The organism is Sphaerotilus microaerophilus (assembly GCF_023734135.1).
GTDB lineage: Bacteria > Pseudomonadota > Gammaproteobacteria > Burkholderiales > Burkholderiaceae_C > Sphaerotilus > Sphaerotilus microaerophilus.
The window spans coordinates 3,795,190-3,810,289 of record NZ_AP025730.1 but is presented as its reverse complement, the minus strand read 5'-3'; the positions used below and the strand labels follow the sequence as shown (position 1 = coordinate 3,810,289).

The following is a 15,100-nucleotide window of genomic DNA, read 5'->3' as shown; positions in this document are numbered from 1 at the left end:
GCACAGGCTTATGGCCTACACCGCCTCTCTCTCGACCACTCCCGGCCGGCCGGGTTTCAGTATCAGCTTCCGGCATCCCCTGAAGCTCGATTCAAAGGGGAAGTCCGGTCTGAAAATGCGGCGCGGCCTGGGCACCGATGACAAAGTCAAGGCCGAGGCCCTCGTAGCCCAGATGAACGAGCTACTTCAGGATGAAATCTGGTGGACGGCGGCGAAGCATCAGGAGGCGCTCCAGATTTTTGACCAGCGTATCGTCGATGCGTTCTATGACGGCATCCAGGCCGGCGTCGCCGACTCTTTCGAAACCCGAAGCAACGTCATCCCCCTGCCCGGCAAGGCCGAGGGCTACGCCCGGACCCTGTTCGTCGGCACGACGGGTGCGGGCAAGACTTCGCTGTTGCGGCACCTGATCGGCTCGGACCCTGAGCTGGACCGCTTCCCGTCCACCTCGACGGCCAAGACCACCGTATCGGATATCGAGGTGATCCCGGCCGCTGGCGAGTTCCGGGCGGCGGTGACCTTCTTCTCCGAGAACGTCATTCAGGCCAACGTCGAGGACTGCGTGCTCAACGCGTGCGCCGCCGTTTGGGACAAGCTGCCCGAGGACAAGGTGGCGGACCGTTTTCTGCATCACCCAGACCAGCGCTTTCGGCTGAGCTACCTGCTCGGTTCATGGCGCAAGAACCTGCCCGCCGAGCCTGCTGCTGACGACTGGGATTTCGGCGAGCCAGACCAGGCGGCCACGGCAGCGGCAAGCAGCGACGAAGCCGTTTCCAGTGCCGACGCCGAGGCTCAGCAGGCTCGGTTGGTGGACTATGTCGGTCGCATCACGAAGCTGGCCGCAGCGAAGGCCGAGGCGATCAGCAAGGAACTGCTCCCCGATCCGCACTCCGCGAACGCCGAAGATCGCGAGGCAGCCCTTGAAATCTTCCAGAGCGAGCTGTTTGCTGACGAACAGTTTCACGACATCGTCCACGACGTGATCGACGAGGCGTTGCAGCGCTTCGATGCGATGCAGAGCGGCGAGCGAACCTACCGGAGCGCCAGCTCGAAATGGCCGCTCATGTGGACGTACAGCACGAATGATCGGAACGAATTCCTCAAGCAGGTGCGCTGGTTTTCGAGCAACTTCGCGCCGTCGTTCGGCAAGCTGCTGACGCCGCTGGTCGATGGCATCCGTGTTATGGGCCCCCTCTTCCCGACCTTCACGGACCACCAGGCCAAGGTTGTGCTGCTGGACGGCCAGGGGCTCGGCCACACGCCGGATTCGTCAACGAGCGTGACGACCCACATCACGCGACGCTTTTCGGAAGTCGATGCCATTCTGTTGGTGGACAACGCCGAGCAGCCGGTGCAGGCAGCGACCCAGTCGGTCCTGCGCACCGTCGCATCCAGCGGCAACTACAACAAGCTCCTGCTCGCCTTTACGCACTTCGACCAGGTCAAGGGCCTGAACTTGCCGAGCTTCGCCGACAAGCGCGCACACGTCCTGGCCTCCGTTCACAACTATCTTTCCAAGCTGAAGGAAGTGTTGAACGCTCCGATCGTGGCCGCGATGGAGCGGACGATCGACGACCAGAGTTTCATGCTGGGCGCGCTCGATGGGTCGAGCGCGAAGCTGCCGCCCGGAGTGAAAGCGCAGCTCAATAAGCTGATCGCCTTCGTCGAAAAATCGGTCGAGCCGCCGCCGGTGCCGGACGCCAAGCCGCAATACGACGCCTCCGGGCTCGGGTTTGCCGTGCAACGCGCCGCGGACAGCTTCCAGAAGGCATGGGCGGCCCGCCTCGGCCTGTCGATCGGCGCGACGCTCCCTGCAGAGCACTGGACTCGCATCAAGGCGCTCAACCGGAAGATTTCGAACGAGACCGGCGTCGAGTACGACTCACTGCGGCCCGTTGCAGATCTGGTAGGCCGAATCATCGAAGAGATCGCGAATTTTCTCGACAACCCGATCGGCTGGTCCCGGCCGCCCGATGCCGATGAAGCGCAGCAGGCCATCGCGCCGATCCGCCAAGTCGTGTTCAGCAGGCTGCATCAGCTTGCGCTACAGCGCCTGATTAACGAACACCTGACGGACTGGCGCCGCGGCCTGGAGCACAAAGGCAAGGGTTCGGCGGCGCGTCGCGCCGTGGATATCCGCGGCATCTATGAACTGGCCGCACCGATCCCAGGCACAGTCAACACAGCGCCAGCGATTGAGTTCATGCGCGGGGTTCGCGAGCTGGTTCGGGCGGCCGTGGTTGAAAGCGGCGGGGTCATGCTGCCATGAGCCGCCGCCTTACAGCACTCGTCATCGGCAACGCGGACTACGCGGATGCCGGCAAGTTGAAGAATCCCGGGAACGATGCAACGGACATCGCCGCGAAGCTCACGGAATGCGGTTTCACCGTTGCCACACACCTGAACTGCTCGCATCAGGAGATGGATCAGGCGCTCAAGGACTTCAAGAGGGCGCTGAAGGACAGTGATGTCGGGCTGTTCTTCTTCGCAGGCCACGGTATGCAGGTTGACGGTAGCAACTACCTTGCCGCCGTCGATACTGACGTAAGCGGCGAAATCGAGGCCAAGCACTCCTCCCTGCCGCTGAATCAGGTCATCGAAGTGATGGAGAAGGCCGACAACGCTTCAAGCATCATCATCCTTGACGCCTGCCGCAACAACCCGTTTGAGCGCGCCTGGGAGCGGTCGATGAGTTCCCGTGGCCTCGCACCGGTCTATGCGCCAAGGGGAACGATGGTTGCCTACGCCACTTCTCCCGGTCAGATCGCCAGTGACGGCCGCGGGCGGAATGGCGCCTACACGGCGGCGCTTCTTGAACACCTCGCGACCCCTGACTGTTCCGTCGAGAGCATGTTCAAGCGAGTGCGCAACACGCTCAGCACTGCGACAGGCGGCAAGCAGATTTCATGGGAGCACACGTCTCTCGCCGGCGACTTCTTCTTCAACCTGAGCCTCGGCGCCCGGATCGACGAGTACGCCGATACGTCGCTGCGCGACAGCCTGTTCGTCATCGACGACAAGAAGACATCCCACGGGGTCATCAGGGCGTTGAAGACCCACGACTGGTACCAACAAAATCCCGCAGTTGAAAAGTTCACTGCCGACCTTGCCGGACGTGCATCATCGAACTCGCTCTTCGTCGTCGGTCGCAACATCTATCAGGCAGCATGCGGAAGCTCAAACGCCGCGACCGCATACATCGCCGATTTCATGTCCCGCACAGCCGGGCTGAAGCCCGAGAAGCGCAAAGCTCTACTGGACGGGATGTTGTTCGAAGTCTTCTTCGACCCCGATGCGCGCCTTCGCAAGGAGTTCAAGCTACAGAGGTTTCAGGAGCTGTTTCGTCTGCAGCAGCATGCCCGCCTCAAGTCTAGTGTAGTGTTTGATTGTTGAAGCAACTTAATTGAACAACACGACTCCAATGGTCTACTACGGACAGAGTTGGAGCCAGGAAGTGCGAGTTGCCCCTGCGATCGAGTTGAGTCAAGAGGAGGAGGCTGAGTTGATCCGGCTGGCGCATTCGAAGGCGACCAGCGTTCGACTGGCCGAGCGTGCGCGCATTGTTTTGCTGGCCGCGCAAGGCCTGCAGAACCTGCAGATCGCCCAGGAGCTGGGCATCGACCGGATCACGGCGGGTCGCTGGCGCCAGCGCTACATCAAGTCCGGACTGGCGGGCATCGAGCGGGACCTGCCGCGCGGGGCACCGCCGGTCAAGGTGGACGTGGCCAAGCTGGTGGAGCTGACCACGCAAAGCCAGCCCGAGGCCGCCACGCACTGGAGCACGCGCAAGATGGCTGCGGTGCTGCAGGTCAGCCCCAGCACGGTGATGCGTCACTGGCAGGCCAATGGGCTCAAGCCGCACCTGGTGCGTGGCTTCAAGGTCTCGCGCGACCCGAAGTTCGTCGAGAAGCTCGAAGACATCGTGGGGCTGTACATGTCCCCGCCCGAGCACGCCCTGGTGCTGTGCTGCGACGAGAAGAGCCAGGTGCAGGCACTGGACCGCACGCAGCCGGGCCTGCCGATGAAGAAGGGTCGTGCGCAGACGATGACGCACGACTACAAGCGCCACGGCACGACCACGCTGTTCGCTGCGCTCAACGTGCTTGACGGCACGGTCATTGGCCAGTGCCAGCAGCGGCACACGCACGCCGAGTGGTTGAAGTTCCTGCGCCAGATCGACCGCGAGACGCCCAAGGGCAAGACCCTGCACCTGATTGCCGACAACTATGCCACCCACAAGCACGCGGCGGTGCAGGCGTGGCTGGCCAAGCACCCCAGGTTCCACATGCACTTCACGCCGACCTCGGCGTCTTGGCTGAACATGGTGGAGCGCTTCTTCCGCGACATCACCACCGAACGCCTGCGGCGCGGCGTGTTTACCAGCGTGGGCGAGCTGGAGGCGGCGATCAAGGCGTACGTCGCGCATCACAACACCAGTCCCAAGCCGTTCATCTGGACCAAGAGCGCTCGCGACATCTTGCAGAAGGTCATTCGCGCCAACTCCCGGTTAAGTGGGAAACAGAATGGAACACTGCACTAGCTTCGACTTCGTTGCCGAGTGTCTGCTGCCCGACATCGGGCGCTTCTACGCCGTACCAGGGAAGGGCCATCAGGTTGTTGTCGATGTGGTCACCAAGGTCGGCGCGAAGGCGGGAAATCACATCCTGAAGTCGATCCACTGTGGAGGCGACAGCATCCTGTGGATGGAGGACGCGGACTATGCACCCGAGCCTGGCGAACCGCCGATGCTCGAGAAGCTGAGTCTTGCCAAGTTCGAAGAACGCGTCGCCGAACAGATGGTTGTTCCGGCATCGCAACTCACGATCAAGTACGCGTCCTTCACCAGGACGGGCGACGAGAAGATTCACTTCCCCTACGGCTGGACGGCGCGAAGAAGGTAGTCGCGGCATGGACAATGGCCGCGAAACCGTGCGCATCGATGACACGGCGTGGGCGCGCGGCTGCTCCTTTGTCACCTCTTCAAACTCCGGCTGACGGCTGACTCCGGTCCTGCCATCAGCCTTCCCTTGGGTCCCACCCCTGATCCTCGATCGGCCACCGACAAGCTGCCTGTGGCCACCGACCGCTCCTGGCCGAGTGGAGCCGACTGGGTCTCTCCGACGAACGGCCGGTCAATACCAAGCCGCCGACCCTCACATCGAAGAGCTGACCCTAGTCGGCGGCCGGCGCCGAAGCCTGACGCATGAGACACCGGGCCTGCGCGAGTTGCTCAGCGGTTACGACGAGGCCATCCTTGACCCACAGGATACGTGCTGCCGCACCGTGCGCGGTGGCACCACTATGCCGCCAGTGGCCTGAGCATGCTGGGTGAGTGCGGCCGGGGGCGTACGTATGCGTACCCCCCGGGGGGCCGAAGGCCGAAGTCGATGCCCGAGGGCGGGGTCTACCGAATATGTGCGCCGCAGGTGTGCGCAGATGGCGCCAGTGTCTGTGCCTACCGTGGCTGCGTGGCCTCAGCGATGGAAGCGCACCGCTTCGGCAAGCGGCGCGCGGCCCACCCGACATTGGTTGGCGCGTACCGCCGGATCCTCATGGCCGAATGAGATCCCGAGCAGCAGCCGATGACCCTGCGGCAGCTCAAGCAGCTCGCGCAGGATGTGCGGCTGGAAGCTCAGCGCTGTCTGGGGGCAGCTGGCCAGGCCGTGGGCGGTGAGTGCCAGCATCAGCGTCTGGGCATACATGCCGCAGTCGGCCGCCTCGCGCAGGCCGAAACCGGCTGGCAGGTAGATGAAGGCCACGTGCGGGGCGTCGAAGGCGGCGAAGTTGCGCATGAAGCTGGCGGCACGTCCAGCCTTGTCCTCGCGGGCGATGCCCATGGCGCCGTAGAGCCGGGCGGCGGCGTCGAACTGGCGCTCCTTGTACGTGCCCTCATAGCGGCCTTCGTAGGGGATGTCCGGCCGGTGCTCGGCCGGGATGGCGGTGGCGGTGAGCAGGCGCTGCTTGAGCTGGGCCAGCTTGTCGCCAGAGACGACTTCCACCAGCCAGGGCTGGGTGTTGCAGTTCGACGGCGCTCGTTGCGCCAGCTCGAAGATCTCGCGCAGCAGGGCATCGGGGACGGGGTCGGGGCGGAAGCCGCGCACGGCGCGGCGTTGACGGATGGCGTCTGTGGTGTTGAGCATCAATGGGCTGCGTCTCACTGTTTCGCGGCAGTGCCGGCACGTTCGCTCGGGCTGAGGCTTGCGCCCATCTGGCGCGGTGGAAACTGACGCAGGCTGATCGCGTGCCCGGTCAGCAGCTCCTGGATCTGCATGCCGATCCAGGCCTTGCGCATGCCCAGGCGGTTGCTGTCCTTGCCGGTGGCATTGCGCTCGTAGGGGTCCATGCGCAGGTTGAAGAAGGCGAAGCTGGGATGCAGTGGGTCGAAGAAGCCTTCGCGCTCCTTGAACAGCCCCTTCCAGGGGCCCATGCGCACGCCGACCAGCTCGCGTTCGTTGTAGTAGATGAAGTGATTGCGAGGCCCTGGGGCCTTGCCCTGCCAGTGGTCGAGCTGGTCGAGCCCGTCGATCCTGACCTTGTGGCTTTGCAGCAGCAGCTCATCGACCTTGGCCACGCCGGCGGCCCTCGCCAGCGTGGTGAACAGGTCGTAGTGGGTCTGGATGGCGTTGGAGACCGAGCCGGGCTGGATCGCCGTCGGCCAGCGCACCATCATGGGCACGCGGTAGCCGCCTTCCCAGGTGGAGGACTTCTCGCCGCGAAACGGCGTGGTGCCGCCGTCCGGAAAGGTGAAGCTCTGTGGGCCGTTGTCCGAGGTGAACACCACGATGGTGTTCTTCGCCAGGCCGAGCTCGTCGAGCTTGGCGAGGAGCTGGCCGACATGGCCGTCCATCTCCATCATGCCGCTGCCGTAGATGTCCTCCTCCGACGAGTAGGGCGCTGCGAGCAGGCGCGACTCGGGCTTCAGATGCGTGTAGATGTGCATCCGCGTCGGGTTGTGCCAGAGGAAGAAGGGCTGCCCCGACCGGGCGGACTCCTCGATGAACTTCAGCGAGCGCGCGGTGCTCTCGTCGTCGATGGTCTGCATGCGCAGGGCCGTCAGCGGCCCGAGGTCGCGGGGGGCCTCGCCGGCCCGGGCTTCGAGCACGCCGCGCGGGCCGTACTTCTTGCGGAAGGCCGGGTCCTTCGGGTAGTCGGCCTGCTCGGGTTCCTCCTCCGCGTTGAGGTGGTAGAGGTTGCCGAAGAAGTAGTCGAAGCCGTGGGCGGTGGGCAGGTGCTCGTCGCGGTCGCCCAGGTGGTGCTTGCCGATGTGGGCGCTGCGGTATCCCAGCGGCTTGAGCACCTCGGCCAGCGAGGGGTCGCGCTTGTCATGGCCGATGGGTGAGCCCGGCAGGCCCACAGTGGTCAGGCCGGTACGGATGGGCATCTGGCCGGTGATGAAGGCGGCGCGGCCGGCGGTGGACGAGGGCTCGGCGTAGTGGTCGGTGAACAGCAGGCCCTCGCGTGCGATGCGGTCCAGGTTCGGCGTGGGCACCATCATGCCGTGGCTGTAGATGCCGACGTTGCTGGGGCCGATGTCGTCGGCCATGATGACCAGGATGTTGGGCCGGGCGGTTGGCCCTTGAGGCGCCTGGGCCGATGCGGTACTGAGGCTGCCCAGGCACAGGGCGAGGGTCGCGGCCGCGATGTGGGTGTGGCTGAAGGGGGTGCGCAAGTGGAAGTCTCCTGAGCGGTGGCTGGCCTGGGTGCACGGGCTGCGCTGCTTTACGCGGCTCCGGACCATGCTATGGGGAGGAGCACGGTCTGTGTCGCGCAGCTGCCCAAAACGGGCAATCCAGGTGGTCCTGCAGGCGTACGGCGCCGGTCCCGTGCAGGGTGGCGCAGAGGTCAATCGTGTTTCAGCGTCCGAGGCGCCGGCGCAGTGCCGGCATGTCCGTCTGCACCTGGGCGTAGAAGCGCTGGAGGCCACTGCACAGGTAGTTCAGCCCCGGTTCGCCGTCGGGTGTGCGCAGCAGGCGGTTCTTCGGGCACTCGCCCCAGCAGAGCTTCAACTGGGGGCAGCGGCGGCAGTGGCCCGGCAGCGTGTCGCTCTTGGCCAGGCCGAAGGCCACCTGCTGCGCGGAGAAGGCCAGGTCGCCTTCATGCTGCTCAGCGATGTGGCCCAGCCGGTACTCGGGGTAGACGAAGTGGTCGCAGCTGTAGAGGCTACCGTCGTGCTCCAGTGCCAGGGCCTTGCCGCAGAACGGGCCGGAGGTGCACATCTGCGCCGGCAGGCCCAGCGACTGGGCGACCGCGGTCTCGAACACATTGACGTGCACGCGGCCGAAGTCCTGCGCCAGCCATTCGTCCCACACCTCGCACAGGAACCGCCCATAGTCCTCGGGGTCGACCGACCAGTCGGTGACGATGGACAGCGAGTGGCCGGGTCGTGCGCGCTCGCTGCCTAGCAGCGGCTGCTGAGCCGCCGGCAGCCGTGCCGGAGCCTGCTGCGCGAAACCGCGCGTCTCGACGCAGGGCGTGAACTGGATGCGCCAGGTGCCCACCTCGTCGGCCAGGAAGCGGTAGACCTCGCGCGGCGCGCGCGCCACGTCGCGGTTGACCACACACAGTGCCGCGAAGGGCACCTCGGCCTCGCGCAGCAGCCGGGCGGCCCGCATCACCTTGTCGAAACTGGGTGTGCCGCCCTTGGTCGGGCGGTAGCGGTCGTGCAACTCGCGCGGGCCGTCGATCGACAGGCCGACATGGAAGCCCTCGCGCTTCAGTAAGGTCACCCAGGACGCATCCAGCAGCAGGCCATTGGTCTGCAGATCGTTCTCGATGCGTTGGCCGGGCCTGGCGTGACGGCGCTGCAGTGCCACCACGGTCTCGTAGAAGGGCAGGCCCATGAGGGTGGGCTCGCCCCCCTGCCAGGAGAAGACCACGGAGTCGCCGGTGTTGGCCTCGAGGGTCTGGCGGATGTGCTGCGCCAGCAGCGCTTCATCCATGCGGGCATGGGCTTCGTGTCCCAGCAGCTCGGTCTTGTGCAGATAAAAGCAGTAGGGGCAGTCCAGGTTGCACCGCGCGCCGGCCGGCTTGACCATGGTGTGGAAGCGGTAGGCGCGCCCCTGCGGAAGTGGGGGCAGATGGCAGCGCGGCAGGCTGTGGGTTTCAGGGGGCATGGTGGGCTTGGGCTCGGTCCAGATCGTCGCGCACCGTGAGAGCGGCACGGCTGAACAGCAGCACCGCAGGGAGCGTGATCAGCAACAGACACACCATGGCCCAGCGCACCGAAGACTCGCCGAACCGGCTGGCGAACAGATCGCTGAGCACACCGGCGAGCGTCGGACCCACGCCCACGCCGATCAGGTTCAGTGCCACGATCAGCACCGACATCGACAGCCCCCGCATGCGCAGCCGAACCAGCGATTGCGACAGCGCATACGTCGGTCCGTTCAACCCGGCCACGCAGGCGGCGAACAGTGCAAGCGCCACGGCTACCGCAATGATCGAGGGCGCCAGCGCGACCACGCTGCCGGCCAGGGTCAAGCCCAGGGCCAGCGCCGCCATCAGGCGCAGCTGGCGGCTCATGTCCTCTTCGCCCAGCCGGTCGCTTGCCCAGCCGAACAGGAGGGTGCCCAAGGCGCCGAATCCGCCCATGCAGACGGCGGTGAGCAGGCCGACGCCGGGAAGGTCCAGACCGTGGCTGCGTATCAGCAACGAGCCGATCCAGGACATCACCGCCGAAGAGCTGATGGTTACCAGAACGGAGGCAGCGAACAGATGGACCAGGCTGCGCTGGCCGAGCATGAAGCGCAAGGTGACGGTCAGTGGCGGCGGGGGCTGCTCACTGGCTGATGCCGGGCCGTCACTGGCGCCCCGCCGTGGCTCGCGTACCAGCAGGATCAGCAGTACGGAGAGGGCGCCACCCATCACGGCGGCGGCCATGAAGCCGGCGCGCCAGCCATGGTAGGCGGCCAACATGGCGCCGCCCATGAAGCCGCCCGCCATGCCCAGCGGCACTCCGGCGTAGAGCACCGCCACAGCGCCGGCGCGGCGCTCCCGTGAATACAGGTCAGCCAGCATCGAGACCGAACAGGGCTGGCCACCGGCATCTGCTGCGCCAATGCCCACGCGGCTTGCGACCAAGGCGGCAAAGCTGCCGGCCTGAGCACAAGCGGCAACCAACGCACTCCAGGCAAGCAGCAGGCCGGCCAGCAGGCGCTGGCGATTGACGCGGTCTGCCAGCCAGCCCAACGGAATACCGGCCAGCGCAAAGGCCACCGCATAGCTGAGTCCGGAGAGCAGTCCCAGCTGCGAATCGCTCAAGCTGAACTCGTGCTTGACCGGCTCCATCACCACCACCATCAGCGCTCGGTCGAAGAACTGCACAGTGGCGATCAGGGTCAGCAGTATCAGCGTCAGGTGCCGTTGCATGGACCGGGGCTCCGCTTCAACGCTGCGCGCGCAGCACCTCGGTCAGACGCCTGAGCGCCACGAGTTGGGGGACGTCGACCAGCGCGGCGATGGGCTGAGGATGACTGCTCAGCAGCACCACGACCAGTTCGTCGTCGGGGAACACGTACAGCCGCTGGCCGTAGGCCCCCATGGCGGCAAAGGAGCGCGGCGCCTGCGGATTGACCCACCACTGGTCGCGGTAGGACCAGCCGGGGCGGAATTTCTCCATGCCGGCCGCCTTGAAGGCCTCGGTGCTGCCGCCGCGGATCAACTGATCGACCACCTGCTCGGGAATGATCTGCTGACCATCCCAGCGTCCGCGCTGCAGCAGCATCTGGCCGATGCGGCCCAGGTCGCGCGCGCTCGCGCTCATGCCGGCGAAGGCGACTTCGGTGCCCTCCGGGTCGAGCATCACATTGCCCTGGTGTTCCATGCCCAGCCGGCTCCAAAGGCGCTGCTGCAACCAGTCACTGAGTGACTGCCCGGCGCTGCGCGCAGCGATCCAGGCGACCACGTCAGTGGCCGGACTGCGGTACCGGAAGGCGCTGCCGCGCTCGCCGGGCTCCATGCGTTTGAGCGTGGGCAGCATGGCCTGGATGCCGAAGGGGCTGTCGGCTCGGCGATGCTGAACCGGAATCCAGCCCATCGATGCGATGTAGGGGAAGATGTCCGAAGTCGGGTCGGTGTAGATCTCGGTGAAGCGCACGCCGTCGGTCATGTCGAGCACCTGGCGAACCGTCGCGTCGGCCCAGGCACTGGCGGCCAGTTCGGGCAGGATGCTACCGACCCGGGCGTTCTCGTCGAGCCGGCCCTCGGCGATCAGCGTGGCCGCCATCAGGCCGACCATGCTCTTGGTGGCCGAGAACATCAGGTGTGGCTCCTGCGCCTGCATGCCCTTGAAATAGCGCTCGTCGATGATGCGGCCGCGGTGCAGCACCAGGGCCGCGTCCACATGGGTGCTGGCCAGCATCTGCGGCCAGGTTTGCTGCGACTCCGGCGGGCCGGCTTGGAACTGACTCAGGCTGTCGCGGCTGCTCACCGGAAGCTCGCGCACCACACCGGTCGGCTGCAGGGGGCGGGTCGGGAACAGCTCGCGCGCGTGCCGGAAGGACCAGACCTTCTGCGGGTTCTGCTGCCAGTTGGCGATGGTGACGCGGTACTCAGGCGGCGGCGGAAAGCCCTGCATCAGCCGAGCCGGGTCGAGCGGCGCCGGTGTGCCGGTCTGTGCCAGCGCAGGCAGGGCCAGCAGCAGGGCAGCGGCGCCGTACATGAGGCGTGTGTGCAGTCGAAGTCGAGTCTGGCTGGGCGGCATGGGGTCTGGTCTCCTGGTCATGGCCTGTTCGGTTGTTGCCGGTGTGTCGATTGACGGTTGTCGGATTTCGCCGAGGTGGGCGCTCTATGCAGCGCAGCAAAGACCATCAGCGGCTGCAGGGCGAGTGTGAGCAGCCCGGAATAGGCCGCCTTCACCATGGCGTAGTGGGGACCGGGGAACCCCGGCTGGCCCAAGGCCAGTGCGAGCAGCAGGCAGAACCCGCCCACCAGCGTCATGCCGAGCAGCCCGATGACCAGACTGCCGCGCCACAGCGAGGAGGGCATCCACGGCAGCAGCCGGGGCGCTCGCTGGCCTTCGAGGCAGGGTGCCTTGCCCTGCGACTGCTGGCGCCGTAGCAGGGGCCGCAGGATCAACCAGCTGAGGGCCGGCAGCAGGAACCCGGTGGCCAGCAAATCCACGGCATAAGCGCCGTTGTCCCAGAGCCCCACCTTTGGCGACTGGCCATGCTGTGCCCACGCGATGCCGCCGTTGATGGCGGCGTTGATCAGACCGGGCAGCACTTGCTGGCCGAGGAAGAAGCGAAGCGGGGTCATGGGGCTTTCGGCGCCGATCGAGAGGCCGGCTTCCGCAGACTAGCGGCCTGAGGAAGGCTGCCATCGTCCGTTTGAATGAGCCGGGGGTTTGTACCCTCCGTACCCTGGCCGAGGGAGTCGATCCACGCCGCTCCAGGGGTGCCGGGGCGCATGGCGGATCCTGGGGCGATCCCGTTAGTCTCAACGGACGATGTTCCGGGCTGGACCGATCCCCAGAATCCATTTCATCGGGCCTCTGTGGGCAGGGGCCGGGAATCAAAACCATGATGGACATTCGCGGACTGGCCTACGTCGTGGCCGAAACCACCGACCTGGCGCGCTGGAGGACCTACGCCGAGGGCGTGCTGGGCATGAGCACGACGCCGTCACCCGATGGCGGGCTGTACCTGCGCATGGACGAGCGGCAGTTCCGCTTTGCCATCCAGCCAGGCCTGCGCGATGCCTATGTGGCCTCGGGGTGGGAGGTGCTGGGCCAGGCCGGCTTCGACGCGGCGTTGGCCACGCTGGAAGGCGCCGGGGTCGACTTCGTGCTGGAGGATGCCGCGTTCTGCGCGCGCCGCTGCGTGCAGCAGGCCGCCAGCTTCCGCGATCCCTCGGGCAACCGCCACGAGGTGGTCTGGGGTTTCCAGTCGGACTTCGAGCGCTTCAATTCGCCAGCGGGCGTGTCGCGCTTCGTCACCGAGGGCATCGGCATGGGGCACACCGTGCTGCCGGCGCCGGAGTTCGCGAAGACGGCTGCGTTCCTGAAGGATGTCATGGGCTTCGCGGTCTCCGACATATTCAACTTCCGCCCGCCCGGCACCGAGGGTGTGGTGCTGCCGATCCACTTCCTGCACTGCAACAACGGCCGCCACCACAGTCTGGCCATCGCCGGCTTCCCCGTCGAGAGCGGCTGTGTGCATGTGATGGTCGAGGTGGAGGACATGCCTGAGGTGGGGCGGGCGATCGACCGCATGCGGGCTCACCGGGTGGTGCAGAGCGCCACGCTGGGGCAGCACACCAACGACCGCATGACTTCCTTCTACATGCGCACGCCGTCGAACTTCGACATCGAGTACGGCTATGGCGGCGCCGTGCTGGACTGGGACGAACACATCGTGCACGAGTTCACCCGCGTGAGCCTCTGGGGCCACGACTTCACCGTCTCGCAGCAGCAGCTGCTGAACCAGGACGCCTGAACGCCATGGCCGACAAACGCATGGGTGCCGCCGACGTGGTGGCGCAGTTGAAGGACGGCATGACGCTGGGCATCGGTGGCTGGGGCCCGCGGCGCAAGCCGATGGCGCTGGTGCGCGAGATCCTGCGCAGCCCGCTCAAGGATCTGACCGTGGTCGCCTATGGCGGCGCTGACGTGGGCATGCTCTGCGCGGCGGGCAAGGTCAAGAAGCTGATCTTTGCCTTCGTCTCGCTGGATTTCATTCCGCTGGAGCCCTACTTCCGCATCGCCCGCCAGAGCGGAGCGATCGACGTGATGGAGCTTGATGAAGGGCTGTTCTTGCTGGGCTTGAAGGCCGCCGGCATGCGCGTGCCTTTCATTCCCACCCGCGTGGGACTGGGCACCGATGTGCTCAAGCGGAACCCGGGACTCCAGCTCACCGCATCGCCCTATGACGACAAGGACTGGGTCGCCATGCCGGCGCTGCCGCTGGACGCCGCGCTGATCCACGTCGACCGCGCCGATGCGCGCGGCGTGTGCCAGATCAAGGGCCCGGACCACTACATGGACGACTTGTTCGCGCGCGCCGCGAAGTGCACCTACGTGAGCTGCGACGAGCTGGTGGACAGCAGCTTCTTTGCCGAGGGCGACGAGGCCCGCTACGTGTTCTGGGAGCGTGCCGAGACCACCGGAGTGGTGCACCTGCCGGGCGGGGCGCACCCCAGTTCCTGCGGTCCGCTGTACGGGTTCGACGTCAAACACTTCAAGGAGTACGCCGCCAGCGCCAAGGCAGAGGGCGGTTGGCAGGCCTATGCCGAGCGCTACGTGAACTGCTCGGAGGCAGAGTACCTCGAGCGGGTGGGTGGGATCGAGGCGGTTCGCAAGCTGCCGCTGCCGGTGTTCTGAGGACGGATGATGAGCGACATTTCTCTGGTGGACCGCATCATCTGCACTGCGGCCCAGGCCTGGAAGGACGACGGCGAGGTGCTGGCCACCGGCATCGGCATCGTGCCGCGACTGGCCGCCTCGCTGTGCATGCTGTCAATCAACACCGACCTGATGATGACCGACTCTGAGGCCTGGTTGGTCACGGAGCCGGTACCTGTGGGCCCGCGCCAGGGCTACCAGCCGCGGCGCGAGACCTGGATGGGCTTCTCGCGCATCTTCGACAACGTCTGGGGCGGCAAGCGCCACGCCATGGTCGGGCCGACCCAGATCGACCGTTGGGGCCAGGCCAACATCTCGATGGTGGGTAGCGACTACGCACGGCCCAAGTCGATGATGCTGGGCGTGCGCGGCTTCCCCGGCAACTCGATCAATCACGCCAACAGCTTCTTCGTGCCCGGCCACAGCACCAAGGTTTTCGTTGCGGGCGAGGTCGACATGGTGGCCTCGGTGGGCTACAACCCGGCCCGGCTCGAACGTGGCTGGCAGCTCGAGGAAACCACCGATATCCGTCTGGTGCTGACCAACCTGTGCGTGATGGACTTCGGAGGCCCCGGACACCAGATGCGCCTACGCTCGGTGCACCCGGGCGTCACGCCGCAGCAGGTGCAGGAGGCCACCGGCTTTGCGCTGCACATTCCCGCCGAGGTGCCGGTGACTGCCGACCCGATGCCCGAGCAGCTGGCCCTGCTGGCCCGGCTGGACCCCCACAACCTGCGCGCCACCGCGCTGGGCTGACCCGGA

13 protein-coding genes are annotated in these 15,100 nt (G+C 66.1%); 7 read left to right on the top strand and 6 right to left on the bottom strand.

What is annotated here, in order from left to right; all coding sequences use genetic code 11:
• The first annotated feature begins 10 nt into the window (after positions 1-10).
• From NGK70_RS16290 to NGK70_RS16275, 4 genes are all read left to right on the top strand, one after another.
• Entirely contained in the window at positions 11-2,269 is a 2,259-nt protein-coding gene (locus NGK70_RS16290) for a hypothetical protein (protein WP_251969556.1), read from the top strand.
• The gene (locus NGK70_RS16285) at positions 2,266-3,393 is read left to right on the top strand and encodes a caspase family protein (RefSeq protein ID WP_251969555.1); all 1,128 of its coding nucleotides are present in this window, start codon (positions 2,266-2,268) and stop codon (positions 3,391-3,393) included. Before NGK70_RS16290 ends, NGK70_RS16285 begins: the two co-directional genes overlap by 4 nt.
• A gap of 61 nt (positions 3,394-3,454) precedes the next feature.
• Positions 3,455-4,540 (top strand): IS630 family transposase, encoded by a 1,086-nt coding sequence (locus tag NGK70_RS16280; RefSeq protein WP_428985603.1) that lies wholly within the window; start codon positions 3,455-3,457, stop codon positions 4,538-4,540.
• Positions 4,524-4,901 (top strand): hypothetical protein, encoded by a 378-nt coding sequence (locus tag NGK70_RS16275; RefSeq protein WP_251969554.1) that lies wholly within the window; start codon positions 4,524-4,526, stop codon positions 4,899-4,901. Before NGK70_RS16280 ends, NGK70_RS16275 begins: the two co-directional genes overlap by 17 nt.
• A gap of 573 nt (positions 4,902-5,474) precedes the next feature.
• Here the strand turns inward: NGK70_RS16275 and NGK70_RS16270 are convergent.
• From NGK70_RS16270 to NGK70_RS16245, 6 genes are all read right to left on the bottom strand, one after another.
• Complete coding sequence (locus NGK70_RS16270) at positions 5,475-6,140, bottom strand: nitroreductase (RefSeq protein ID WP_251969553.1); 666 nt, start codon at positions 6,138-6,140, stop codon at positions 5,475-5,477.
• A 14-nt stretch (positions 6,141-6,154) separates the two neighbouring features.
• A complete protein-coding gene (locus tag NGK70_RS16265; RefSeq protein ID WP_251969552.1) occupies positions 6,155-7,669 on the bottom strand; it encodes an arylsulfatase in 1,515 nt (504 codons plus the stop codon).
• 184 nt (positions 7,670-7,853) lie between these two features.
• On the bottom strand, positions 7,854-9,113 hold the full coding sequence (locus tag NGK70_RS16260; RefSeq protein ID WP_251969551.1) for an anaerobic sulfatase maturase: 1,260 nt from the start codon (positions 9,111-9,113) through the stop codon (positions 7,854-7,856).
• On the bottom strand, positions 9,103-10,368 hold the full coding sequence (locus NGK70_RS16255; RefSeq protein WP_251969550.1) for an MFS transporter: 1,266 nt from the start codon (positions 10,366-10,368) through the stop codon (positions 9,103-9,105). Before NGK70_RS16255 ends, NGK70_RS16260 begins: the two co-directional genes overlap by 11 nt.
• A gap of 16 nt (positions 10,369-10,384) precedes the next feature.
• The gene (locus NGK70_RS16250; protein WP_251969549.1) at positions 10,385-11,701 is read right to left on the bottom strand and encodes a serine hydrolase domain-containing protein; all 1,317 of its coding nucleotides are present in this window, start codon (positions 11,699-11,701) and stop codon (positions 10,385-10,387) included.
• Between the two features lie 17 nt (positions 11,702-11,718).
• Positions 11,719-12,255, bottom strand: a complete 537-nt coding sequence (locus NGK70_RS16245; RefSeq protein ID WP_251969548.1) for a hypothetical protein — start codon at positions 12,253-12,255, stop codon at positions 11,719-11,721.
• A gap of 263 nt (positions 12,256-12,518) precedes the next feature.
• Between NGK70_RS16245 and NGK70_RS16240 the strand changes: the two genes are divergently transcribed.
• The 3 genes from NGK70_RS16240 to NGK70_RS16230 are packed head-to-tail and all read left to right on the top strand — an operon-like array spanning position 12,519 to position 15,094.
• Positions 12,519-13,433 carry a VOC family protein gene (locus NGK70_RS16240; RefSeq protein ID WP_251969547.1) on the top strand — a complete coding sequence of 305 codons (915 nt, stop codon included), beginning with the start codon at positions 12,519-12,521 and terminating at the stop codon, positions 13,431-13,433.
• 5 nt (positions 13,434-13,438) lie between these two features.
• Positions 13,439-14,317: a CoA transferase subunit A gene (locus NGK70_RS16235; protein WP_251969546.1), complete on the top strand. Its 879-nt coding sequence runs from the start codon at positions 13,439-13,441 to the stop codon at positions 14,315-14,317.
• A gap of 9 nt (positions 14,318-14,326) precedes the next feature.
• Complete coding sequence (locus NGK70_RS16230; protein WP_251969545.1) at positions 14,327-15,094, top strand: CoA-transferase subunit beta; 768 nt, start codon at positions 14,327-14,329, stop codon at positions 15,092-15,094.
• Positions 15,095-15,100 lie beyond the last annotated feature (6 nt).

Excerpts from the sequence above, each read along its gene's own strand:
- NGK70_RS16245 (WP_251969548.1), bottom strand. The coding sequence starts at position 12,255 with ATGACCCCGCTTCGCTTCTTCCTCGGCCAGCAAGTGCTGCCCGGTCTG.
- NGK70_RS16285 (WP_251969555.1), top strand. The coding sequence starts at position 2,266 with ATGAGCCGCCGCCTTACAGCACTCGTCATCGGCAACGCGGACTACGCG.
- NGK70_RS16260 (WP_251969551.1), bottom strand. The coding sequence starts at position 9,113 with ATGCCCCCTGAAACCCACAGCCTGCCGCGCTGCCATCTGCCCCCACTT.
- NGK70_RS16235 (WP_251969546.1), top strand. The coding sequence starts at position 13,439 with ATGGCCGACAAACGCATGGGTGCCGCCGACGTGGTGGCGCAGTTGAAG.
- NGK70_RS16230 (WP_251969545.1), top strand. The coding sequence starts at position 14,327 with ATGAGCGACATTTCTCTGGTGGACCGCATCATCTGCACTGCGGCCCAG.
- NGK70_RS16270 (WP_251969553.1), bottom strand. The coding sequence starts at position 6,140 with ATGCTCAACACCACAGACGCCATCCGTCAACGCCGCGCCGTGCGCGGC.
- NGK70_RS16275 (WP_251969554.1), top strand. The coding sequence starts at position 4,524 with ATGGAACACTGCACTAGCTTCGACTTCGTTGCCGAGTGTCTGCTGCCC.
- NGK70_RS16255 (WP_251969550.1), bottom strand. The coding sequence starts at position 10,368 with ATGCAACGGCACCTGACGCTGATACTGCTGACCCTGATCGCCACTGTG.
- NGK70_RS16240 (WP_251969547.1), top strand. The coding sequence starts at position 12,519 with ATGATGGACATTCGCGGACTGGCCTACGTCGTGGCCGAAACCACCGAC.
- NGK70_RS16250 (WP_251969549.1), bottom strand. The coding sequence starts at position 11,701 with ATGCCGCCCAGCCAGACTCGACTTCGACTGCACACACGCCTCATGTAC.
- NGK70_RS16290 (WP_251969556.1), top strand. The coding sequence starts at position 11 with ATGGCCTACACCGCCTCTCTCTCGACCACTCCCGGCCGGCCGGGTTTC.